Here is a 21,999-nt window from a genome sequence, read left to right as displayed (position 1 = left end):
CGCGATTGTTGAAGCCCGCGCAGCGGCGGAGACTTCATCCATCGTCACCGCGTCTCATCCAGGAGTTTCCATGACACGTATGCAGCGCCCCGTCCATGTGGTCGGCGTGGGCATGATCCCCTTCACCAAGCCCGGCGCCAGCGACCCCTACACCGTGATGGGTGCGCGCGCCGCCAGGCTTGCGCTCGACGACGCCGGCGTCGACTATTCACTGGTGCAGCAGGCCTATGTCGGCTATGTCTACGGCGACTCCACCGCGGGGCAGGCCGCCATCTACGGCGTCGGCCTGAGCGGCATTCCGGTGTTCAACCTCAACAACAACTGCTCCACCGGCTCCAGCGCGCTGTTCCTCGCGCGCCAGGCGGTCGAGAGCGGCATGGTCGAATGCGCGATCGCGCTCGGCTTTGAGCAGATGCAGCCCGGCGCGCTCAAGGGCGCCTACGACGACCGCCCCTCGCCGATGGCGCGCTTCGCCGAGACCATGGCCGAAAAGCAGGGCTACGTGCCCGAAGCGCCGCGCGCCGCGCAGTTCTTCGGCGGCGCCGGCCGCGACTACATGGCGCAGCACGGCATCCGGCGCGATACCTTCGGCCGCATCTCGGTGAAGGCGCGCCAGCATGCGGCGCGCAACCCGCTCGCGGTGTTCCGCCAGACGCTGACGCTCGACGAGGTGATGGCCTCGCCGCTGGTGTTCGATCCGCTCACGCGCTTCCAGTGCTGCCCGCCCACCTGCGGCGCGGCCGCGGCCATCGTCTGCTCGGCCGAGTTCGCAGAGAAGCACGGCCTCGACATGCGCGTGGTGATCGCCGCGCAGGCCATGACCACCGATACGCCTTCCACCTTCGAGAGCAAGGACATGCGCAAGCTGGTCGGCTACGACATGACCGCCGCCGCCGCCCGCCAGGTGTACGAAGACGCCGGCATCGGCCCCGAGGAACTCGACGTGGTGGAGCTGCACGACTGCTTCACCGCCAACGAGCTCATCACCTACGAGGCGCTGGGCCTCACGCCCGAGGGCACGGCCGAGCGCTTCATCGTCGAGGGCGACAACACCTACGGCGGGCGCGTGGTAACCAATCCTTCGGGCGGCCTGCTGTCCAAGGGCCATCCGCTCGGCGCCACGGGCCTTGCGCAGTGCGCGGAGCTGGTGTGGCAATTGCGCGGCCGGGCCGAGCAGCGCCAGGTCGAAGGCGCACGGCTCGCGCTGCAGCACAACCTGGGCCTGGGCGGCGCCTGCGTGGTCACGCTCTATCAATCCAGATGATCGACCGCCGCCACATCGGCCACCAGCTCCCGCCCTTCCAGGTGGAAGTGGAAAAAGGCCGCCTGCGCTTCTTCGCCAAGGCCACGGGCCAGGCCGATCCCGTCTACATCGACGAGGCCGCCGCGCACGATGCGGGGCATCCGGGCCTGCCGGTGCCGCCCACCTTTCTCTTCTGCCTGGAGATGGAGGCGCCCAACCCGGCCGCCATCCGCGAGCTGCTGGGCATGGACTACCGCAGCCTGCTGCACGGCGAGCAGGGCTTCAGCTACCACGCGATGGCCTATGCGGGCGACACGCTCACCTTCCGCCAGCGCATCGAGGACATCTACGACAAGAAGAACGGCGCGCTCGAATTCGTCGTGCGCAAGACCGCCGTCAGCAACCAGCGCGATGAGCTCGTGGCCGAGCTGCGCTGCGTGACCGTCGTGCGCAACTCATGAAGAACCGGAAGTTTGCGATGACCACCGCCACCCTCCCCGACTGGAACGCACTGCAGCCCGGCGACGCCCTGCCCCCGCTCGAATTGCCGCCGATCCGCCGGCTCGACCTGGCGCTGTACTGCGGTGCCTCGGGCGACCACAACCCGATCCACGTCGACATCGACTTCGCCAGATCCGCCGGCATGCCCGACGTGTTCGCGCACGGCATGCTCTCGGCGGCCTGGCTCGCGCGGCTGCTGACCCATTGGGTGCCGCAGCCGGCGATCCGCTCGCTCGACCTGCGCTTTGCCGCCATCACCCAGGTGGGCGAGCGCATCCGCTGCACCGGCACGGTGGCCGAGAAGTTCGAGCACGAGGGCCGGCGCAGCGTGCGGCTGAAGCTCATGACGGCCAACCACGAAGGCGCCGCCAGGCTGAGCGCCGAGGCACTGGTCGCCTGGCCCTGACACATCCCGAGGAGACAACCCATGAACAGCAGCACCCACAGAAAACTCGAAGGCAAGGTCGCCATCGTTTCCGGCTCCGGCCGCGGCATCGGGCGCGAGATCGCGCTCAAGCTCGCAGGCGACGGCGCGCGCGTGGTCATCAACGACCTCGATGCCGGACCCGCCGCGCAGACCGTCAATGACATCGTGGCAGCGGGCGGCAGCGCCATCGCCTGCCCTGGCAGCGTGACGGACGCCGGCTTTGCCGACCGCTTCGTGCGCACCGCGGTCGACAGCTACGGCGGCCTGGACATCGTCGTCAACAACGCCGGCTACACCTGGGACAACGTGGTGCAGAAGATGAGCGACGAGCAGTGGGAAGCGATGCTGGCCGTGCACCTCACGGCGCCATTCCGCATCCTGCGCGCGGCCTCCAGCTTCATCCGCGATGCGGCCAGGCGCGAAGCCGACGAAGGCCGCGAGGTGTTCCGCAAGGTGGTCAACATCTCGTCCACCTCGGGCGTGTACGGCAACGCAGGCCAGGCCAACTACGCGGCCGCCAAGGCCGGCATCAACGGCCTGACCAAGGCCATGGCCAAGGAATGGGGCCGCTACAAGGTCACGGTCAACAGCGTGGCCTTCGGCCTGATCAAGACGCGGCTGACCGAAGCCGATGCCGGCGCGGGCGCGAGCATCGACATCGAGGGCCGGCAGATCAAGGTCGGCGTCAACCCGCAGATCCTCAAGAACGCCGAGGCGCTGATCCCGCTCGGCCGCGGCGGCACGCCGCAGGAAGCAGCGGGCGCGGTCTACCTGTTCTGCATTCCGGAGTCGAACTACGTGAGCGGCCAGGTGCTGGTCTGCGGAGGCGGGCGGCCATGACCGGCGGGGCCGTCGCCACGCGGCCGTGGATGAACGAAGAACTCGAGATGCTGCGCACCAGCGCGCGCCGCTTCTTCGAGCGCGAATGCGTTCCCCACGAGCCGCGCTGGCGTGCGCAGCACCATGCCGACCGCGAGATCTGGACCAAGGCCGGTGCGGCCGGGCTGCTGTGCGCCAGCATCCCCGAAGAATATGGCGGCGGCGGCGGCAGCTTCCTGCACGAGGCGGTGATCTGCGAGGAGCAGATGCGCGCCATGGCGCAGGGTTTCAGCAACAACGTGCACAGCGGCATCGTCGCCCACTACCTGCTGGCCTACGGCACCGAGGCGCAGAAGCAGCGCTGGCTGCCGCGCATGGCCAGCGGCGAGCTGGTGGCGGCCATCGCCATGACCGAGCCCGGCGCCGGCACCGACCTGCAGCGCATCAAGACGCAGGCACGGCGCGACGGCGGCCACTGGCGCATCAGCGGCAGCAAGACCTTCATCACCAACGGCATGCACGCGGGCCTGGTCTGCGTCGCGGCCAGGACCGATGCGGCGGCCGGCGGCAAGGGCATCTCGCTGCTGATGGTCGAGACCGAGGGCACTTCAGGTTTCCGCCGCGGGCCGCTGCTCGACAAGATGGGCCAGAAGACGCTCGACACCACCGAACTGTTCTTCGACGACGTGCGCGTGCCGGCCGACCACCTGCTGGGCGGCGAAGAGGGCCGCGGCTTCGCGCAGCTCATGCAGCAACTGCCGCGCGAGCGCTTGCTGATCGCGGTCGGCGCGGTCGCGACCATGCAGCGCGCCATCGGCGACACGCTCGGCTACGTGCGCGACCGCCAGGTGTTCGGTGAGCCGCTTTTGAAGATGCAGAACACCCGCTTCAAGCTGGCTGAATGCGAGACGCAGGCGCAGGTGGCGCGCGCCTTCGTCGACGACTGCATCGCACGCCTGATGCAGGGCGAGCTCGACGTGCCGACGGCCGCCATGGCCAAGTGGTGGACCACCGACGCCTGCTGCCGCATCGTCGACGAATGCCTGCAGCTGCACGGCGGCTACGGCTTCATGAACGAATACCCCGTCGCGCGGCTCTATGCCGATGTGCGCGTGGGCCGCATCTACGGCGGCGCCAACGAGGTGATGAAGGAAATCATCGCGCGGGCGATGGAAAAGCAATGAACGCCAGGCCGCCGCACTTCCGCTTCTGGCCCAAGGGCGTGGCGCGCGAGCTGCGCGTGCCGCGCGCCACGCTGCCCGACTACCTGGACACCGCGGCGCGCCGCTATCCCGGCAAGCCCGCCATCGTCTACTGCGGCGCGGCCACCTCCTATGCGCAGCTGCGCGAACGCGTCGACGCGCTGGCCGGCTACCTGCAGCAGCGCCTGGGCGTCGCGCCCGGCGACCGCGTGCTGCTCGCGAGCCAGAACTGCCCGCAGTTCGTGACGGCCTTCTACGCCGTGCTGCGCGCGGGCGCCGTGGTGGTGCCGGTGAACCCGATGAGCAAGGCCGCGGAGGTGCGGCACTACGCGGCAGACAGCGGTGCGCGCATCGCCTTCGTCGCGCAGGAGCTGCTGCCCGTGCTCGCGTTCGGCGAAGGCGAAGGCGAGCTGCGCGCCGCGCTCGTCCATGCCTATGCCGACGCGATTGATGCGTCGGCGAGCGACGACGCGCTGCCCGGCTGGGTCACGGCGCCGCGCGCGCCACTCGACGACGCGCGACTGCATGGCTTCGAGCAGGCGATCGCGCTCGGCCTCGCGCCCGCGGCATTGCCCCTGTTGCCCGACGACCTGGCCGTGCTGCCCTACACCTCGGGCACCACAGGCCACCCGAAGGGCTGCATGCACACCCATGCGACGCTGCTGGCCTCGCTCGCTTCCTCGGCGGTGTGGAAGCAGCTGCATGTGGAGACGGTCACGCTGGCCGTTGCGCCGCTCTTCCACATGCTGGGCCTGCAGAACGGCATGAACCTGCCGATGTTCCTGGGCGCCACCGCGGTGATGATGCCGCGCTGGGACCCGGCGATGGCCGCGCGCCTGATCGAGCGCCATGCGGTCACGGCCTGGTCGGCGCCGCCGGCGATGGTGATCGACCTGTTCTCCCACGCCGAAGCCGAGCGGCGCGACCTCTCGAGCCTGGCGCTGCTGTCGGGCGGCGGCGCCGCGATGCCCGAGGCGGTGGCCGCCATGCTCCTGCAGCGCCGCGGCCTTTCGTACAACGAAGGCTATGGCCTGACCGAGACCGCATCCTTCCTGCACGCCAATCCGCCCGCACGCGGCAAGCGCCAGTGCCTGGGCACGCCGACGCAGGGCGTGGACTCGCGCATCGTCGATCCGGTCACGTTCGAGGAACTGCCGCCTGGCGAGGTGGGCGAGCTGGTCACGCGCGGCGCGCAGCTCATGAAGGGCTACTGGCGCAACCCGGAGGCTGACCGCGAGGCCTTCATCGAGATCGGCGGCCAGCGCTTCTTCCGCACCGGCGACCTGGCCTCGATGGACGAGGACGGCTACTTCTTCCTGCGCGACCGGCTCAAGCGAATGATCAATGCCTCGGGCTACAAGGTCTGGCCCACCGAAGTGGAGAACGCGATGTACGAGCATCCGGCCATCCACGAGGCCTGCGTGATCGCGGTGCCCGACGGCAGGCGCGGCGAATCGGTCAAGGCGCTGGTGGTGCTCAAGCCCGCGCTGCGCGGCCACGTCGCCGAAGAGGACATCGTCGCCTGGTGCCGCGAGCGCATGGCCGTCTACAAGGCGCCGCGCGTGGTCGAGTTTCTCGACAGCCTGCCGAAGTCCGGCACCGGAAAGATCCTCTGGCGCGAACTGCAGGAAGCGCAGCGCGCCGCTGCCCAGGAGCAAGCACACCCATGAACGGCTTCACCGCACTGCGCTGCGAGCGCCACGGCAGCACCGCGCTGCTGACGCTGGACACGCCCGCCAACCGCAACGCGCTCGCCCCCGCCATGCGCGACGAGCTCGCCCGGGCCATCGCGCAGGTGCGCGGCGACCCCGAGGTGCGCGCGCTGGTGCTGGCCGGCGCCAACGGCCAGTTCTGCTCAGGCGGCGACCTGCGCGGCATTGCCGATGCAAAGCTCGACAACGCCGGCTGGCGCGAGCGCATGCAGGCCACGCAGCGCTGGTTCAGCGAGCTGATCCTGCTCGACAAGCCCGTGATCGCCGCGGTCGATGGCGCGGCCTATGGCGCGGGCTTCAGCCTGGCGCTCGCGGCCGACTTCGTGCTCGCAAGCCCGCGCGCGCGCTTCTGCATGTCGTTTCTCAAGCTCGGCCTGGTGCCGGACTGCGGCGCCTTCTACACCTTGCCGCGCGTGGTGGGCGCGCAGCGCGCACGCGAGCTGATGCTGTCGGCGCGCGAGGTCGGCGCGGCCGAGGCGCTCGAGCTCGGCATTGCGATGGAACTGCACGAACCCGCGCAGCTGCTGCCGCGCGCGCTGGCGCTGGCCCAGAGCTTTGCCGGCGCCTCGCCCCTGGCCGTGAGCCTGGTGAAGCGCGCCACCGGCGATGCCGGCGCGCTGGCCGCGCTGCTCGACACCGAGGCGAACGCGCAGGCGCTGGCCTTCGGCAGTGCCGAGCACCGCGAGGCGGTGAACCATTTCCTCGACAAGAAGCCGCTGCCCTTCCAGTGGCCGGTCCACAAGGAGCAAGCCCGATGAACGACCACCGCCTCGGCGTGCAGGCCTTCCACCAGCGCGAGCTGGACGCCGGCCGTTTCCTGCTGCAGCGCTGCGGCGACTGCGGCCGCCACGTCTACTACCCGCGCGAAAGCTGTCCGCACTGCGGCGGCACGGCGCTCGAATGGAAGGCGCCTGGCGGCCTGGGCACCGTGCATGCCGTGACGACCGTGCGGCGCAAGCCGGCCGACGGCGGCGACCTCAACGTGAGCCTGGTCGATCTCGACGAAGGCGTGCGGCTCATGAGCCGCATCGAGAACCTCGCGCCCGAAGCGGTGCGCATCGGCCAGCGCGTCCGCGCGCGGGTGCAGGTGAAGGACGGCCGCGGCCTGGTGCTGTTCGATGCCGTCGAAGGAGCCACTCGATGAGCGCGGAACTGAAGGCCTTGCGCGGCAGCGCGGCCATCGCCGGCGCCGCCACCTTCGGCTGCGGCGAAGCGCCGGGCTTCACCGACATGGAACTGCTGGCGCGCGCCGCGCGCGCGGCGGTGGCGGATGCGGGCCTTCAGATGCGCGACATCGACGGCCTCTGCACCGCCAGCGCCTCGGCCGCAATGTGGACGCTGCCGGTGGTCGAATACCTGGGCCTCAATCCGCGCTACATCGACGGCACCATGCTGGGCGGCAGCAGCTTCATCGCGCACCTGCTGCCCGCGATGCAGGCCATCCGTTCGGGCCAATGCAGCGCGGTGCTCATCTGCTACGGCAGCGCGCAGCGCAGTGCCGCCTTCGGCCGGAGAGAGATCGTGGCGGCGCGCCGCTTTCTCGACCCGCAGCCCTACGAGCACCCTTACGAGCCGATGCTGCCGGTGTCGGCCTACGCGCTGGCGGCGTCGCGCCACATGCACGAATTCGGCACCACGCGCGAGCAGCTGGCCGACGTGGCGGTGGCCGCGCGCGCCTGGGCCGGGCTCAACCCCGAAGCCTTCATGCGCGAGCCGCTCACGCGCGCAGACGTGCTGGGCGCCCGCATGGTGTCGGACCCGCTGGGCGTGCGCGACTGCTGCCTGGTCACCGATGGCGCCGGCGCCTGCGTGCTGGTGAGCGCCGAGCGCGCGAGGGACCTGCCGAGAAAGCCGGTCTATGTGCTGGGCAACGCCACGGCGGTGTGGAACCGGCAGATCTCCTCGATGGCGGACCTCACCGTCACGGCGGCCCGCCAATCGGGCCGCGAGGCCTTCGCGATGGCCGGGCTCGCACCCGCGGACATGGACGTGGTGCAGCTGTACGACGCCTTCACCATCAACACGCTGCTGTTCCTCGAAGACCTGGGCTTCTGCCCCAAGGGCGAAGGCGGCCGCTTCGTGGCCGACGGCGCCATTGCCCCCGGCGGCCGGCTGCCCGTGAACACCAACGGCGGCGGGCTGTCGTGCGTGCATCCCGGCATGTACGGCATCTTCGCGCTCATCGAGACCGTGCGGCAGTTGCGCGGCGAATGCGGCGAGCGCCAGGTGAAGAACGCGCAGACCGCGCTCGCGCATGGCAACGGCGGCATGCTGTCGAGCCAGGCCACCGCGATCCTGGGCACGGCCGAAGCGCTGCGTTGAGCCGAATCGAGCCGAGTTATTCCACCCCCGAAGAGGAGACAAGCCCATGAAGACGACATCGATGCTGGTACGAAGGCTCTGCGCGGCCGCAGGCCTGGCGCTTCTGCTCAGCGCGCCGGCCTTGGCACAAACAGCCACGCAAACGGCCGCGCACTCCGCCTATCCGAGCCAGCCGCTCAAGCTGATCGTGCCCTACCCCGCCGGCGGCGCCACCGACGCGCTGGCGCGCACCATCGGCCAGAAGCTGCAGGAAGCCTGGGGGCAGACTGTGCTGGTGGAGAACCGCCCCGGCGCCGGCGGCACCATCGGCAACGGCTTCGTCGCCAAGGCGCCGGCCGACGGCCACACGCTGCTCATCGCCATCACCGCGCTGATCCAGCAGCCGCCGCTCATGGACAAGCTCGCCTACGACCCACTGAAGGACTTCGCGCCCGTCACCATGATTGCGCGCAGCCCCAGCATGCTGGCCGTGCCGCTCGATTCGCCCGCAAAGAACCTCAAGGACTTCATCGCGATGGTGAAGCAGAGCCCCGGCAAGTACAACTTCGGCAGCTACGGCGCCGGCACTTCGTCGCACATCCAGGGCGCGCTGTTGAACATGCAGGCCGGCATCGACCTGGTGCACGTGCCGTTCCAGGGCGCCGCGCCACTGGTCACCAACCTGGTGGGCGGCCAGCTCGCCTCGGCCTTCATCGACAGCGCCACCGCGCGGCCGCACCTCAAGTCGATGCGCCCGCTGGCCGTGACCGGCACGCAGCGCATGCCCGGCCTGCCCGACGTGCCCACCTTCGCCGAGCTGGGCTTTCACTCCTTCGACCCCTACGGCTGGTTCGGCGTGTTCCTGCCCGCCGCCACGCCCGCGCCGGTGGTGCAGAAGCTGTCCGACGAGATCGACCGCATCGTGCACCTGCCCGACGTGAGCGCCAAGATCGAGGCGCTGGGCCTGCAGGTGGCCGGCGGCAAGCCCGAAGCGTTCCAGAAGGTGGTGCGCGCCGATGCGGCCATCTACGCGAAGATCATCAAGGACGCGAACATCCGCCTCGCGCAGTGAGCGCGAGCCGTTGCAGCGCGGCGTGAGGTGGCGCAAGATGCTGCATGGCAACGTCGACGCAGGCTCGGGATCAGCAGCCTTGTCGCCGTTCGCCGCCACGCGGTTCGGGACGCAAAGGTCCCTTTCATTCGCTGGACAACGCCAACAGGTACTGGAGGCTTTCTATGCCGAATCGAGTCAACCAAGCCATCCAGGCGCATTACGGCCGCCCGGATGTGGGAAGCGTCATTCTGGCGGCCCTGGAAAAGGCGGGCAAAGACCTGGACCGCCTCACGCCGGAAGACTTGGCACCTGTCGACGAGTTTCATATCCGGGGCCGGGCTGCGACGCTGGAGCTCGCCCGGGCCGCGGGTCTCGATGCGAACAAGCGTGTGCTCGATGTCGGCAGCGGTGTTGGCGGAACTTCGCGCTGCCTTGCAAGGGAGTTCGGTTGCCACGTCACCGGCATTGACCTCACAGACGAATACTGCCGCGCCGCTGCAATGCTCTCTGCCAAGGTCGGCCTGGCGGACCTGGTCGATTATCGCCAGGGTGATGCCACCCACCTGCCGTTTGATGACGGCGTGTTCGACGTCGTCTGGACGGAGCACGTGGCCATGAACATTCCAGACAAACTCCGGCTGTACAAGGAGATGCACCGGGTTCTGAAGCCGGGCGGCACGCTCGCCATCTACGACGTATTGGCCGGCCCTTCCGGACCGGTCCTGTTTCCCGTCCCGTGGGCGCGCACGCCGGATACGAGCTTCCTCGTGCAGCCGGACGAGTTGCGCAGGCTTCTCGAGAACGCTGGATTCACGATTTCCGACTGGATGGACACGACCGAGGCAGCGCGCACGTGGTTTGTGTCCCTGGCCGAGAAGATCCGCAAGGAAGGCTTTCCGCCGCTTGGATTCCATCTGCTCCTCGGGGCCGACTTTCAGGCGATGGCACAAAATCAGGGGCGAAATCTCCAGGAAGGGCGGATAGTTCTTGGACAAGTTGTCGCAAGGAAATAGGCGGCGCCCAACAATGGAGCGCGGCCGCTGCGGCTACGCCGGCGCCGTGCCCTTGACGGCCCACGCGAGCGCGGCATAGGAGCGCGCGCCATCGGCTTCGCCGTCGAGGTAGGCCGCCTCGACCGCCTCGCGCAGCCTGGAGCGCGCATCCGCATCGAGCGTCGCGACGTATTCCGCGCCGGGCCCGTCCTTGCCCTCGAAGGGCGCCCAGTAGTCGGCGAACGAGGCAAACTCCATGCGGATGGCGAGCGTCGTTTCTTCCACGCCCTTGAACCCCGCGTCGCGCCAGGCCCGGGCCAGTTCACCGGGCCGCGTGAGGGGCCGCGTGTAGTTGCGGGCGCGGCGGGCGCCGGCCTCGGGGTCGAGCATGGCGGCGGTGTCGAAGAACATGCGGTTGGAGACCCAGCCGCCGCGCGCGTCCCACACCGCCGCACCGACCACCGCGCCGGGCCGGGCGACGCGGCGCATCTCGGCAATGGCCTTGCCCGGCTCCGGCACGAAGTGCAGCACCAGCAGCGAGAGCACGCGGTCGAAGCTTTGCGCCGGATACGGCAGCGAACAGGCATCGCCCACCTCGAAGACGATGCGCGCATCCTCGTTGTGGCGCCTGGCATGCTCGATGTAGGGCAGCGCGATGTCCACGCCCCGCATTTCGCCGGCGCCGGTGCGGCGGGCCACGGCGAAAGTCAGGTGGCCGGTGCCGCATCCGACGTCGAGGATGCGGTCGCCGTCCGCGGTGGCGACAAAGTCGAGGAAAGGCAGCGCAAGAAGGCGGCTCCAGCGGCCCATCAGCCGTTCATAGCCATCGCCGTCGGTGGCGACGAAGGTCGAGGACGTGGTGCTCATGGCAATCCCTCCGCACGGCCGGGCGCATGCAAGAGTGCCGTGCAGGCCGATGCTATGCCTCGGCCGATGGCTGCGTCAACGCCGGTGGGCCTGCCGGTTTTCTACAGCCCTTGCCTTGGCGCCTTTTGCAGCAGCTCCGCAAGCTGCGCCTTCCACCATGTTGCCTGGCCCGTGGTTCCGTGGCCGGTGGTCCGGTCGCTGGACGGGATCAGGTAGTAGCGGCCATTCTTCACGCGCTTCATTTCGCGTTCCATGATGCCGGTCTCAGGCGGGTTGCGCTCATCATCGGCCGCGTTGATGGCAAGCACGGCCGCCTGGATGCGCTCCAGCCCGGGGGACGGGTTGTAGTCGGCGGACGCCTCCCATTGGTAGAGGATGTCGTTTGCATCCGCAGTGAAGGGCGCACCCAGGCGCGTCTCCAGCAGCTTGTCGGCCTGGGCACGCGTCGGCGCGGCCTTGTACATCGCCAGGTTGCCGCCGCTGGTGGCGGTGGCGAAGAACACGGAGGCCAACTGGGCGCTGCGAGGCTGGGTGGTGTAGTTGCCGTTGTTCCACTCCGGATCCCTGCGGATGGACTCGGTCAGCAGCCGGCGCATCATCCAGTTGCGGCTGGACATCTCGGTGGGCTGGCACGCCATCGGCACCAGCGCGTCCATGGCGTCAGGGTGCTTCACGCCCCACATCCAGGCATGCATGCCCCCCATCGAATTGCCGATGATCGCCCGGAGGTGCTTGACGCCAAGGTGTTCGGTGACGAGCCGGTACTGTGCATCCACCATGTCGTCGTAGTTGTAGCGGGGAAAGTTGGCGCGCAGGCCATCCGAGGGGCGGGCCGACTTGCCGGTTCCCAGGCCATCGGGAATGATGATGTAGTAGCGGGTGGCATCCAGCGGCTGGCCCACGCCGAACAGCTCGCCGGCAAATGCGGGCGTCAGCATGCTTGCCGCCGAGCCGGCGGTTCCATGCAGGACCAGCACCGGCTCGCCGCTGGGCGCGCCAATGGTGACGTAGTTCAGGCGCAGTTCCGGCATGACCTGGCCGGTGTGAAAGCGAAAGTCCTTGGCGATCCAGCTGCCCTCCTTCGGCGCCGGGTAGTCGGCGGCCCGGCTCGACAGGGCGAGCATCGCGAGGCAGGAGTACAAGGCGGCTCGCAAGGCGAAGCGGTTGAAGTGCGGAATGGCAGGCATGCGGTCTCCTGTGGTTTTGAGCACAATTTACCGTGAAAGCCACGTTTGCCGCGCCATGAACTATCTGACCGGCCTTGCTCAAAATGGCGCCGGCGCTTCCTGCCGTACGCCGAAAGGACACTCACCATGACCATCACCATCACCGCCTTCGAACGCTCGCCCGATGGCGGCAAGGGCCTGGCGCGCGACACGCGCGTGCGCTGGGCGCTGGAAGAAGCCGGCCTGCCCTACCAGGTGCGCCTGGTGTCCTTCCGCGCGATGAAGGAGGCCGCGCATCTGGCGCTGAATCCCTTCGGCCAGATCCCCACCTATGAGGAAGGCGAGCTCGCGCTGTTCGAGACCGGCGCCATCGTGATGCACATCGCAGAGCGCCACCCGGGCCTGTTCCCCGCCGATGCCAACGCAAGGGCGCGCGCCATCACGTGGATGTTCGCGGCGCTCAACACGGTCGAGCTTCCCATCCTCGAACTCGTCACGGTCAGGCTGATGGAGGGCGACAAGCCCTGGAAGGCCGAGCGCATGCCCCTCGTGGAAGACCGGGTGCGCGCCCGAATGAACCAGCTGTCCGCGCGCCTCGGCGATGCCGAATGGCTCGACGGCGGCTTCAGCGCGGGCGACCTGCTGATGGTGTCGGTGCTGCTGCGGCTTCGGCCCTCGGGCCTGCTGAACGAGTTTCCCAGCCTGGCCGCCTATGTCGCTCGCGGCGAAGCGCGGCCGGCCTACCAGCGGGCGTTCGCCGCGCAGCTGGCGGTCAACGCTGCGCCTTTGCCGGCGAGCTGACCTGGAAGGCTGCGTCAACTTGTCGCCGCCAGTTCTGATGGTCTTCTCGCTTTCGAAATCACTTGCCACCAGGAACAATTTCCAATGCTGACGCAGACACTGCAAGACGGGCCGCCTAGAGAGCGAATTGCGACAAGTGGCGTGCGCAGCTCTGCGGCCTGCGCGCTCCGTCGAGCACAAGAAGGCATTAGTGCCTTGCGGATTCGAAGGACGGCATGGGCCTGAAGCTCTGGACGTTGCGACCGGCTACGGTCGGCCAGAACCGGCCGTACGGCTCCGAGGCAGAATGCACCCGATCGCAGTCATAGAAGGCGACGCAAGACGCGATGCCGGTTCACGAGGAGCGCTGATGGCAGTCGGAGTAACGGCGAGCCTTGGCAACTACTTCGTGTCGAGCACCGGAGGCGACGTGTTCCAAATACTCGAGGAGGCCCTGGCCGCCTCTGCTGAGGAAAAGCAAGATGCTGTTCTCCAGTAACGTGCTTCAGCCGGCCATATGCAGTCATTCAGCCAATTGCCACCAATTCCGCGAGACCGGTCGTTCGCGGCGCATGCCAATCTAGAAGCCTTCGAAAATGCCTCCATCAACTGAAGCCCTGCAACGACTGAGCGACTTCGCCTCTGGCAAAACCCCGGTGCCTGAGTTCGAGCAACAGCTCTACACCGATCCGGAGATTGAAACATTGCTCTCGGCAGAGAGCGCTCCCCGATTTTGCCAAACGGGGACAACGCTGTTCCACTACCTGATTGGAATCGACCTCAGCGACCCAGGCCACGTGCTCAGCGCAAAGGACGTGTTGGTCTCGTTGCTCCAGAAGCACGGAATGACGACAACGCTGGACGGGGCCGCAACGGCGGAATATGCGCTGCTGCTCGATGCCCAGCCGCGCTGGCTGGACGCGGACGTCAAGTTCCTTGCCTCGTTACTCGCTGCCGCGCCATGTCTACCTTCCAAACAGAGAAAGGCATGGCTGCGCCAGAGAATCTTGGAGCTGTTCAAGTACGCCAAGCAGCCCCCGCGCTGGTTGCAGTCTCCAGCGTGGCCCATCGGAGATGCTGGCCCTTTGGTCTTCTTGGGGCAGTTTCCTGTCGCCGACTACTTTCATGACGAGGCGGCGGTGTATGTTTTTCATGACCCGGCGAAGAACGCGTTCACAACGCTCGTTCAGCACTGCTGAGTTCGCGGCATGAGGACGATCACCAAGACGCCTCCTCACGGCCAACTGAAGGCCTTCGAGAGGCGGGGCTAAATGACAGCGAACTTGGTGGGGAGGAGTAACGTGAAGTTGATGCAAAGAAACACTGAAATGCAGGTAGTCAAAGCGACAGTGGGCTATGCGGCTGAAATCGTCTCCGTGTTGACGGACGCGACGAAATACAAACTTCAGCGCGGCGATTTCGCCTGGGGCAGCCGCGGTCCAAGCGAGCAAGAGGTGCTGGAGCAAATCAACAGAGACGAAATGTACGTCGTCCTGAGCGACTGCGATGTCGTCGGCACCTTCCGCCTCCAGTGGGACGATGAGCACTATTGGGGGAAGCAGCCGCCGGTGGCGGCCTACATGCACGGGCTCGCCGTCAAGGAAAGCGCTCACGGCAAAGCTGTAGGCGCGAACGTTCTGACTTGGACTGTTCAGGAGGCAGCCCGGCAGGGCCGGCAGTATCTTCGGCTGGACTGCGATGAGAAGAACTTCGCCCTTTGCCGCTACTACGAGAGACGAGGATTCATTCAAGTCGGCGAACGGGCTCTACAAAGTGGCTACGTAGCAGCGCTTTACCAGTGCGAGACCGGCCTCAAAAATGAAAGCGCAGCCGCATGAGCGCCTGATGGAACGACCGCTTCGGAGTATTCAGCAGGACCGCAGTGGGCCTGGCCCAGTCTTTCAGTTCTCCAGAAAGCCGCCGGTCGATTCGGCCGCCCACCATCTACCTCGAGAGCCTGACCAAGAGACCGGGTGCGGGATTGGGCAGTACGCCTTCGACGTCCGTGCTCCTAGTGCGCATCGCAGCGCGATGGCCGCCGGTATATTGTTCGCCCGTGAGCTCGAAGCTCGCCATGATGGAGGCCGACTCCGAGCCGCCAGGCTCGAGGACCTCCGGTGCATCGGCTTTTGGGTGGGTGCCGCGGCATCGTCGCGCCAGCGCGTGGTTAGCCACCCATGACAAAACGCCTGGGCAGAAATAGGACAAAGCGCCCATGCGCGGTCCGGAACCGATCGCTACCGTGGTGCCATGCCTGCTTCGGCATGAACGCCAAACCGGGGGCCAGCCAATGAAGAATCGCATGAGTCCACATGCCGCCCTGATGGCTCGCCCGGTTCGCCGCGTCGCGCGCGCCACCGCCGTGTTGACCGTCCTCCTGTCCTCAGCCCTGGCAGGGGCGCAAACAGCCAGCAGCCAGAAGGCAGACAAGGGCGAGATCCAGCGCGGCCGCTACCTGGTGATGGTCGCGGGCTGCAATGATTGCCACACGCCCGGCTACGCCGCAAAGAACGGTGAGGTGGATGAAAAGCTGTGGTTGACGGGCGACGCCCTGGGCTGGTCCGGCCCTTGGGGCACGACGTATCCGGTCAACCTGCGCTTGTTCATGGCCGACATGAGCAAGCAGCAGTGGGTGAAGCATGCTCGCACCATGACACCCCGCCCGCCCATGCCATGGTTCAACGTGCGCCCGATGACGGACGCGGACTTGAAGGCCATCTACGCCTACACCCGCTCGCTGGGCCGCGGTGGCGACCCGGCGCCCGCTTTCGTACCGCCGGGTGCCAACAAGCCTGGCGGCCCGTTGGTGCAGTTCCCCGGATGACCGGTCTGGATCGGCGCAGACTCACTTGCCCACCGCCGTCATCCCGCCTGTCACCAGCGGCGAGTCTTGAAAAGCATCGACCAGGAAGTCGACCATCATCCGCACCTTGGCACTGAGATGTCGACGGCTTGCATAGATTGCCAGGATGTCGACGGGCGGCATGTGATAACCAGGCATGACCTCGACCAATCGACCAGCCCGCACATCCTCGCCAATCACGAAGCTCGGCTGCCAGATGACGCCGGCACCAGCGAGCGCCGCGGCGCGCGCGGTTTCGCCATTGTTGGCGCGCAAGGCCCAGCGCACGCGCACGGATTCCAGTGTTCCGCCGGGGCCGGCAAACTGCCATTCGTCCGAAGTCGCACCGTAGGTGTAGCCCAGGCACGGATGCCGCGAAAGGTCCGCCGGCGTCTCGGGCATGCCATGGGCCGCAAGGTAGCCGGGCGAGGCACAGACCAGGTTCTGCGAGCGGCCCAGGCGGCGCGCGATATGGTTGCCCGAGGTGGTGCGCGAGATGCGGATGGCCAGGTCGTAGCCCTCTTCGACGATGTCGACCACGCGGTCGATGAGCGCGATGTCGAGCTCGACGTCGGGGTACTTCGCCATGAACTTCGGCCACAGCGGCGCCAGCACGAGGCTGCCGAAGCTCAGCGGCGCGTTGATGCGCAGGCGCCCGCGCGGCTGCAATGACGCGGTGGTCGCCAGGGCCTCGGTCTCCGCCACCTCTTCGAGGATCGATTTCGCCCGGTCGAAGAGCGCTTCGCCCCCTTCGGTGAGCGACAGGCGGCGCGATGTGCGGTTCATGAGCCGCGTGCGCAGGTGGGCTTCAAGCTCATTGACGTAGCGCGTCACGTTGGCCGGCGAGGTGTCCAGCGCGTCGGCCGCCTTCGTGAAGCTGCCCCGCGCCACCACGGTGACAAACACCTCGTACGCACGCAATCGGTCCATGGGCCCACTTCCAATCATTCATAAAAGCTGAATGAGTAAACCACTTTTGGGCTCTTTCTGGAAGTGAAGCTGAATCATAAATTCACCTCACCCCAAAACCGACAGAAAGGAAAACCCCCATGACCGACACCGATCTCAGCTCCGCCGCCCCCTCTGCGCCCACCCGCCGCGCCCTGCTTGGCGGCGCCGTCGCCGTGGGCGCCGCCTTGGCCATGGGCCGCGCCGCACATGCGGCACCCGCCGCCGACGCGGTGCCGGGCTTCCGCTCGGGCAGCGCGGAGGTGAACGGCACCCGCATCCACTACCGCATCGGCGGCAGCGGGCCGACCGTCGTGCTGCTGCACGGCTATGCCGAGACCGGGCACATGTGGAACCCGCTGATGCCGCTTCTGGCCAAGACGCACACCGTGGTCGTGCCCGATCTTCGGGGTGCCGGCGATTCCTCGAAGCCCGAGACGGGCTATGGCAAGAAGAACATGGCTGTCGACATCCACGAGCTTGTGCGCTCGCTCGGCATTCGCAGCGTCAGCATCGTCGGCCACGACATCGGCCTGATGGTGGCCTACGCATATGCCGCGCAGTTTCCTTCGGAAACCGACAAGGTGGTGCTCATGGACGCCTTCCTGCCCGGCATCGGCGAATGGCAAAACGTCTGGCTCCTGCGCGACCTGTGGCATTTCCATTTCCACGGTGCGACGCCGCTGGCGCTCGTGAAAGGACGCGAGCGCATCTATTTCGAGCACTTCTGGAACGACTTTGCGGCCGACTCCAAGCACTCGGTGCCCGAAGCCGACCGCCAGTTCTATGCCAGGGCCTATGCACAACCCGGAGGCATGCGTGCAGGGTTTGAATATTTCAAGGCTTTCGAGCAGGATGCAGCCGAGTTCGCCGAACTCGGCAAGACGCCGCTGCCCATGCCGATGCTGGTGCTCTCCGGTGAAAAAGCCGGTGGAACCTTCCTGATCGAGCAGGGAAAGATGGTTGCGACCAACGTGCAGGGCGTCCTCGTCAAAGGCTCCGGGCATTGGTTGATGGAAGAGGCGCCAGAGCAGGTCATTCCGGCATTGATCAATTTCCTGGGCTAGCGGAAAAGCTGCCAAACCTGGAGAACCAAGATGGACTTGCAACTCGATGGAAAGCTCGCCCTGGTGAGCGGAAGCACCGCCGGCATCGGCTTTGCAATTGCGCGCACGCTGGCCCAGGAGGGCGCAAGCGTGATCGTGAACGGCAGATCGCAGCCGGCGGTCGACGAGGCGGTGGACCGCATCCGCTCGGAAACGCAAGGCACGGTGCTCGGTTATGCCGGGGACCTCAGCCGGGCCGACGCTGCCGAGGAAGCCGTGCGTCGCCACCCCGGCATCGGCATCCTCGTGAACAACCTGGGCATCTTCGAGGCCAAGGCCTTCGAAGATATTCCCGATGAAGACTGGCAGCGCTTCTTCGATATCAACGTGCTGAGCGGCGTTCGTCTCGCGCGCCTGGTGCTGCCGGAGATGAAGCGCACAAACTGGGGCCGGATCATCTTCATCTCCAGTGAAAGCGCGGTGCAGATCCCGACCGAGATGATTCACTACGGCATGACGAAGACCGCGCAACTCGCGGTGTCGCGCGGCCTTGCGGAATCGCTCGCCGGCACCCACATCACGGTGAACAGCGTACTTCCGGGCCCGACCAGATCACGCGGCGTCGGCGACTTCGTGGAAGGCATGGCGCGCTCGAGCGACAAGAGCTTCGAGCAGGTCGAGGCAGAGTTCTTCGACCACGTCCGCCCGACCTCGCTGATCAAGCGCTTCGCTTCGCCGCAGGAGGTGGCCTCGCTCGTGGCCTACGTGGCAAGTCCGCTCGCGTCGGCGACCACGGGTGCGGCCCTGCGCGTCGACGGCGGTGTCGTCAAGAGCGCCTTCTGACGAGGGCGCGATCGAAGCTCAACGGCTGGGTGCCTTGAAGGCGATTCCAATCGCAGCTCATTCGCAGAGCTTGATCCAGCGTTCGAGCCGGCCCACCACGCGAGAAGTGTTGAGTCGGCCGATCGAGCCTTCCATATCCTCGTTGCCTTCGATCTGGCATAGCAGCACAACCTCTTCACGCGCGTCGCCGGTGCCGAAGAAGCCTTCACGATCGAGTTGTTCCATGGCGGCAATGCAAGCCTCGAACAGGCCTGCGTACAGGACGTCGAATTCAACCTCGCAAGGCAGGTCGCTGCGGTGGCATGGCAGGATCATGCGGTAGGCGATGTCGAGGAACTCACCGCCCTCCGCGTAGGGCCACTCGGCGGAGCACCAGACCTCGCTTTCATCGTCCATGTCGCCTGGAGCGCCCAAACCGAGATGGCCAGCGGCATGGACGATGGTCATCGCACCGTCATCGCTGCCGAGCGAGAAAAGGCGGATGGTTTCCTCAGGATGGGCCGCGCGGATGGCCTGGAAGGCGCGGCGAGCACCTTCGCGAATCTCTTTGGTGAGCAAGGGGAAGTCGATTCGAGCGGGATCGTGCATGCCCTGGCGCACCCGTTTGTAGCCCTGCGCCTCGATCTCGTGGCCGCGCTGCGCGAGGGCATCCTTTGCGGCTTGGGCACTTGCGAACTCGGCGACCATGGAGTGCCCCATGGTGTTCACCTTGCCGTTCGCGCTCCACAGCGAATTGCCGAACTGGCGCAGTTCGTGAAAGTCCGTGGGCACCTCGTTGTCGAAGCGATAGAACAGTGACCAGGTCATTGGCGGGGAACTCCTTCGGGGGGGGTGTAGTGTCACGACGATACAAGGTACTTCGGCCTGGTCTCCAGCTTGACCGCCCATTCGCGTACCGTCGGCGCGAGCGTGAGGCCTATCATTTCTGCTGATCCCCTGGCGGAATGCGAGCCTTAGATTTTCCAAGGAAATCCTGTGCCTTACCTGCAACTCGACGTCAACGACAGCTATCCCGAGGATTTGAAGCAACAGCTCGCGGCTCGGATGTGCGAGACCTATGCGTCGATGATGAGCGTTGATATTCGGCGAATATCCGTAGCGATCCGGGAATTGGGCGCCGGCGCTATCTGGCGCGTCGCCGAAGCGGGCAAGGCGCCTGTGCCCGTTTCCTTGCTGATGCTGGACATCCGCCGCGGCCGGCCAGCCGAGCTTCGGATGGAGGTAGCCAAAGCCTTGTGCGCGCATTGCATCGAACTGCTGGGCCTGCGCGAGGACCGATTGAACGTCGAGTTCACCCAGCACGATGGCGACGAGATGTACCACCCCGCCCTGGGTGGCTTCAGCCCGGACTGGCGGCCGGGAGAAACCTGAGACCGGCATCCGCTCAAGTGAGCGGCCACCCGTCTCTACTCAAGAACAGCGGATAGAAACCCGCGGCCAGAAAAAGTCCGCGCCAATCGGCAACGCCGACCGCCCCCTCAGGGCTGAAACCCCGAGCGCCGCACCACCGGCTCCCACTGCTGGCGGAAGGCCTTGAGCATCTGCACGGTCTCGGCCTGCGTGCTCACGATGGGCGTGATGTAGGCGGCGTTGGCAGCCTTCTGCAGCGCCGGGTCCTGCATGACTTCGCGGATCCTGGTGGACAGCAGCTGCACCTTGGCCGGCGGCATCGTGGCCGGGGCGAAGAAGGTGTTCCAGCCGTCGGCATCGATCTTCATGCCGGCTTCGCGGAAGGTGGGGATGCCCGGCGCGAAGCTCACGCGCTGCTTGCCCGACACGGCCAGGATGCGGATCTTGCCGGCCACGTGCTGGCCGTAGAGCGAGTCGAGCGTGTCGATGGCAATCGGCAGGCTGCCGCCGCTCAGGTCGGCCGACAGCGGCGCCGAGCCGCCGTAGCCCTTGATCTGCGGCTGCACGCTCAGCGCGTCGCCCACCATCAGGCCGAAGAAGTGCGGCAGGCTGCCGGTGGCCGGCACGCCGAAGACGGCCTCTTCGGGATGCGCCCAGAGCCGGCCGACCAGGAACATCGCGCGGTCGAGCTGGAGCTTGTTGCCCACGGCCAGCGCGAAGTCGTAGCTGCTGACCTGCGACACCGGCACGAAGTCTTTCTCGGCGTCGTAACCCGCGTCCTTGAAGACGAGCGGCGCCACCACCATCACCGCGGGATTGCCGAGCATCAGCACGTTCTGCGACGCGGGCGCGCGCCGGAGCTCCTTGGCCGCGAGCCGGCCGCCTTCGCCGGGTCGGTTCTCCACCGTGACGGCCACGCCCAGCTTGGGGCCCAGCCGCTCGGCGACCAGGCGCGCGATGCGGTCGGTGCTGCCGCCGGCGGTGTAGCCGACCACGAGCGTGAGCGCGCCATCGAGCGCGGGCGCCTGGGCGTGGGCCAGGGGAGCGGCACCGGCGGCGAGCGCCAGGCACCATGCCGTGAGCTTGCGCCGGGAAAGGAATGCGGTCATCGGATCTTCCTGCTTGCAGTGGTGGCGACCGGGCGCGCGCAGGACCTCACGGCGACAATCGCCAGCCCACATTCGTTTCTTCCCGTGTCATTTGTTACATGGTTATACGCACGCAACAAACAGTTGATCTAATCCATCATTTCCGCGCGAGGCGCGCGAACGACACCGCCTTGACGGCCCCGACCTGATGCACGACACGCAAGGCATGCAAGCCTTTCCCGACGCCAGCGCCCTGCGCGCGCCCCGCTCCCTGGACGAGCTGCTGCTGTACCGGCTTTCGCGCGCGGTGCGCACCGCCAGCGGCATGGCCACGCGCCTGGTCGAAGGCGGCTTCGGCATCACGCGGCGCGAGTGGGGAATGATCGGCACGCTCGCGCAGCATGGCGAGATGAGCTCCTCGGCGCTGGCCGCGCACCTGCAGCTGGACCGCGTGCGCACCTCGCGCGGCCTGCGCAGCCTGGTCGAGAAGAAGCTGGTCTCGCGCCGGCAGGACGAGGAGGACCGGCGCGGCGTGCATATCCGGCTGAGCCCCTCGGGCCGGGAGCTCTTCGAGCGGGTGTTCCCGCGCATCGCGGCGCTCAACACCGATCTGCTCGCCGGCATCGCGCCCGCGCAGCTCGACGTGTTCCTGCAGTGCCTGCAGCACCTCGAGCAGCGCGCCAGCGCGCTGAGCGCACAGGGCGTGGTGGTGGAGAAGGCCGACCGGCGCGCGGGCGGCACCCGGCACCGCTGGCCTGAGGCGGGCTGAATCAATCCCGCGGCCGCGGCACGGACCGTCCGGCTGGCACGCATCGTGC

Annotated in this window: 24 protein-coding genes; 19 read left to right on the top strand and 5 right to left on the bottom strand. The window is 67.2% G+C overall.

Annotated elements, in window-relative coordinates:
* The first annotated feature begins 79 nt into the window (after positions 1-79).
* The 11 genes from AC1DMS_RS00330 (at position 80) to AC1DMS_RS00280 (ending at position 10,272) form a co-directional block, all read left to right on the top strand.
* On the top strand, positions 80-1,264 hold the full coding sequence (locus AC1DMS_RS00330; protein ID WP_208856361.1) for a lipid-transfer protein: 1,185 nt from the start codon (positions 80-82) through the stop codon (positions 1,262-1,264).
* Positions 1,261-1,704, top strand: coding sequence for a MaoC family dehydratase N-terminal domain-containing protein (locus AC1DMS_RS00325; RefSeq protein WP_015865819.1), 444 nt, complete (start codon positions 1,261-1,263; stop codon positions 1,702-1,704). The genes AC1DMS_RS00330 and AC1DMS_RS00325 overlap by 4 nt, the downstream gene beginning before the upstream one ends.
* A 17-nt stretch (positions 1,705-1,721) precedes the next feature.
* Complete coding sequence (locus AC1DMS_RS00320) at positions 1,722-2,150, top strand: MaoC family dehydratase (protein ID WP_041945786.1); 429 nt, start codon at positions 1,722-1,724, stop codon at positions 2,148-2,150.
* A gap of 21 nt (positions 2,151-2,171) precedes the next feature.
* Positions 2,172-3,011, top strand: a complete 840-nt coding sequence (locus AC1DMS_RS00315; protein WP_015865821.1) for an SDR family NAD(P)-dependent oxidoreductase — start codon at positions 2,172-2,174, stop codon at positions 3,009-3,011.
* Positions 3,008-4,174 (top strand): acyl-CoA dehydrogenase family protein, encoded by a 1,167-nt coding sequence (locus tag AC1DMS_RS00310; RefSeq protein WP_015865822.1) that lies wholly within the window; start codon positions 3,008-3,010, stop codon positions 4,172-4,174. Before AC1DMS_RS00315 ends, AC1DMS_RS00310 begins: the two co-directional genes overlap by 4 nt.
* Positions 4,171-5,862, top strand: coding sequence for a long-chain-fatty-acid--CoA ligase (locus AC1DMS_RS00305; protein WP_015865823.1), 1,692 nt, complete (start codon positions 4,171-4,173; stop codon positions 5,860-5,862). Before AC1DMS_RS00310 ends, AC1DMS_RS00305 begins: the two co-directional genes overlap by 4 nt.
* Positions 5,859-6,662 carry an enoyl-CoA hydratase/isomerase family protein gene (locus AC1DMS_RS00300; protein ID WP_015865824.1) on the top strand — a complete coding sequence of 268 codons (804 nt, stop codon included), beginning with the start codon at positions 5,859-5,861 and terminating at the stop codon, positions 6,660-6,662. The genes AC1DMS_RS00305 and AC1DMS_RS00300 overlap by 4 nt, the downstream gene beginning before the upstream one ends.
* Positions 6,659-7,048, top strand: a complete 390-nt coding sequence (locus AC1DMS_RS00295; RefSeq protein WP_015865825.1) for an OB-fold domain-containing protein — start codon at positions 6,659-6,661, stop codon at positions 7,046-7,048. The genes AC1DMS_RS00300 and AC1DMS_RS00295 overlap by 4 nt, the downstream gene beginning before the upstream one ends.
* Complete coding sequence (locus tag AC1DMS_RS00290; protein ID WP_015865826.1) at positions 7,045-8,226, top strand: thiolase; 1,182 nt, start codon at positions 7,045-7,047, stop codon at positions 8,224-8,226. Before AC1DMS_RS00295 ends, AC1DMS_RS00290 begins: the two co-directional genes overlap by 4 nt.
* Positions 8,227-8,272: 46 nt before the next feature.
* The gene (locus AC1DMS_RS00285; RefSeq protein ID WP_015865827.1) at positions 8,273-9,277 is read left to right on the top strand and encodes a Bug family tripartite tricarboxylate transporter substrate binding protein; all 1,005 of its coding nucleotides are present in this window, start codon (positions 8,273-8,275) and stop codon (positions 9,275-9,277) included.
* Between the two features lie 164 nt (positions 9,278-9,441).
* Complete coding sequence (locus tag AC1DMS_RS00280) at positions 9,442-10,272, top strand: methyltransferase domain-containing protein (protein ID WP_015865828.1); 831 nt, start codon at positions 9,442-9,444, stop codon at positions 10,270-10,272.
* Between the two features lie 33 nt (positions 10,273-10,305).
* On the opposite strand, the gene AC1DMS_RS00275 is transcribed toward AC1DMS_RS00280, so the two are convergent.
* Together AC1DMS_RS00275 and AC1DMS_RS00270 are read right to left on the bottom strand one after the other, a co-directional pair.
* Positions 10,306-11,118, bottom strand: a complete 813-nt coding sequence (locus AC1DMS_RS00275) for a class I SAM-dependent methyltransferase (RefSeq protein ID WP_015865829.1) — start codon at positions 11,116-11,118, stop codon at positions 10,306-10,308.
* Between the two features lie 101 nt (positions 11,119-11,219).
* Positions 11,220-12,305 (bottom strand): alpha/beta fold hydrolase, encoded by a 1,086-nt coding sequence (locus tag AC1DMS_RS00270; protein ID WP_015865830.1) that lies wholly within the window; start codon positions 12,303-12,305, stop codon positions 11,220-11,222.
* Positions 12,306-12,431: 126 nt separating this feature from the next.
* Between AC1DMS_RS00270 and AC1DMS_RS00265 the strand changes: the two genes are divergently transcribed.
* The 4 genes from AC1DMS_RS00265 (at position 12,432) to AC1DMS_RS00250 (ending at position 15,888) form a co-directional block, all read left to right on the top strand.
* The gene (locus AC1DMS_RS00265) at positions 12,432-13,085 is read left to right on the top strand and encodes a glutathione S-transferase family protein (protein WP_015865831.1); all 654 of its coding nucleotides are present in this window, start codon (positions 12,432-12,434) and stop codon (positions 13,083-13,085) included.
* Between the two features lie 575 nt (positions 13,086-13,660).
* Positions 13,661-14,263, top strand: a complete 603-nt coding sequence (locus AC1DMS_RS00260; protein WP_015865833.1) for a hypothetical protein — start codon at positions 13,661-13,663, stop codon at positions 14,261-14,263.
* A gap of 129 nt (positions 14,264-14,392) precedes the next feature.
* A complete protein-coding gene (locus tag AC1DMS_RS00255) occupies positions 14,393-14,902 on the top strand; it encodes a GNAT family N-acetyltransferase (protein WP_049826197.1) in 510 nt (169 codons plus the stop codon).
* A gap of 464 nt (positions 14,903-15,366) precedes the next feature.
* Complete coding sequence (locus AC1DMS_RS00250) at positions 15,367-15,888, top strand: c-type cytochrome (RefSeq protein ID WP_478079805.1); 522 nt, start codon at positions 15,367-15,369, stop codon at positions 15,886-15,888.
* A 21-nt stretch (positions 15,889-15,909) separates the two neighbouring features.
* On the opposite strand, the gene AC1DMS_RS00245 is transcribed toward AC1DMS_RS00250, so the two are convergent.
* Complete coding sequence (locus AC1DMS_RS00245; RefSeq protein ID WP_015865837.1) at positions 15,910-16,836, bottom strand: LysR family transcriptional regulator; 927 nt, start codon at positions 16,834-16,836, stop codon at positions 15,910-15,912.
* 119 nt (positions 16,837-16,955) lie between these two features.
* Here AC1DMS_RS00245 and AC1DMS_RS00240 point away from each other — a divergent pair, with 119 nt between their 5' ends.
* Together AC1DMS_RS00240 and AC1DMS_RS00235 are read left to right on the top strand one after the other, a co-directional pair.
* On the top strand, positions 16,956-17,921 hold the full coding sequence (locus AC1DMS_RS00240) for an alpha/beta fold hydrolase (protein WP_015865838.1): 966 nt from the start codon (positions 16,956-16,958) through the stop codon (positions 17,919-17,921).
* A 30-nt stretch (positions 17,922-17,951) separates the two neighbouring features.
* Complete coding sequence (locus tag AC1DMS_RS00235) at positions 17,952-18,743, top strand: SDR family NAD(P)-dependent oxidoreductase (protein WP_018904913.1); 792 nt, start codon at positions 17,952-17,954, stop codon at positions 18,741-18,743.
* A 57-nt stretch (positions 18,744-18,800) separates the two neighbouring features.
* Here the strand turns inward: AC1DMS_RS00235 and AC1DMS_RS00230 are convergent, their stop codons facing one another.
* Positions 18,801-19,550: a DUF4303 domain-containing protein gene (locus AC1DMS_RS00230; RefSeq protein WP_478079806.1), complete on the bottom strand. Its 750-nt coding sequence runs from the start codon at positions 19,548-19,550 to the stop codon at positions 18,801-18,803.
* 168 nt (positions 19,551-19,718) lie between these two features.
* On the opposite strand from AC1DMS_RS00230, the gene AC1DMS_RS00225 reads away from it, so the two are divergent.
* Positions 19,719-20,114: a tautomerase family protein gene (locus AC1DMS_RS00225; RefSeq protein ID WP_015865841.1), complete on the top strand. Its 396-nt coding sequence runs from the start codon at positions 19,719-19,721 to the stop codon at positions 20,112-20,114.
* A 107-nt stretch (positions 20,115-20,221) separates the two neighbouring features.
* On the opposite strand, the gene AC1DMS_RS00220 is transcribed toward AC1DMS_RS00225, so the two are convergent.
* On the bottom strand, positions 20,222-21,202 hold the full coding sequence (locus tag AC1DMS_RS00220; RefSeq protein WP_015865842.1) for a tripartite tricarboxylate transporter substrate-binding protein: 981 nt from the start codon (positions 21,200-21,202) through the stop codon (positions 20,222-20,224).
* A 205-nt stretch (positions 21,203-21,407) separates the two neighbouring features.
* Here AC1DMS_RS00220 and AC1DMS_RS00215 point away from each other — a divergent pair, with 205 nt between their 5' ends.
* Positions 21,408-21,950: a MarR family winged helix-turn-helix transcriptional regulator gene (locus tag AC1DMS_RS00215; RefSeq protein WP_478180601.1), complete on the top strand. Its 543-nt coding sequence runs from the start codon at positions 21,408-21,410 to the stop codon at positions 21,948-21,950.
* Positions 21,951-21,999 lie beyond the last annotated feature (49 nt).

The organism is Variovorax sp. 05T418 (assembly GCF_056396385.1).
This window is presented reverse-complemented; position numbering and strand designations above follow the sequence as displayed.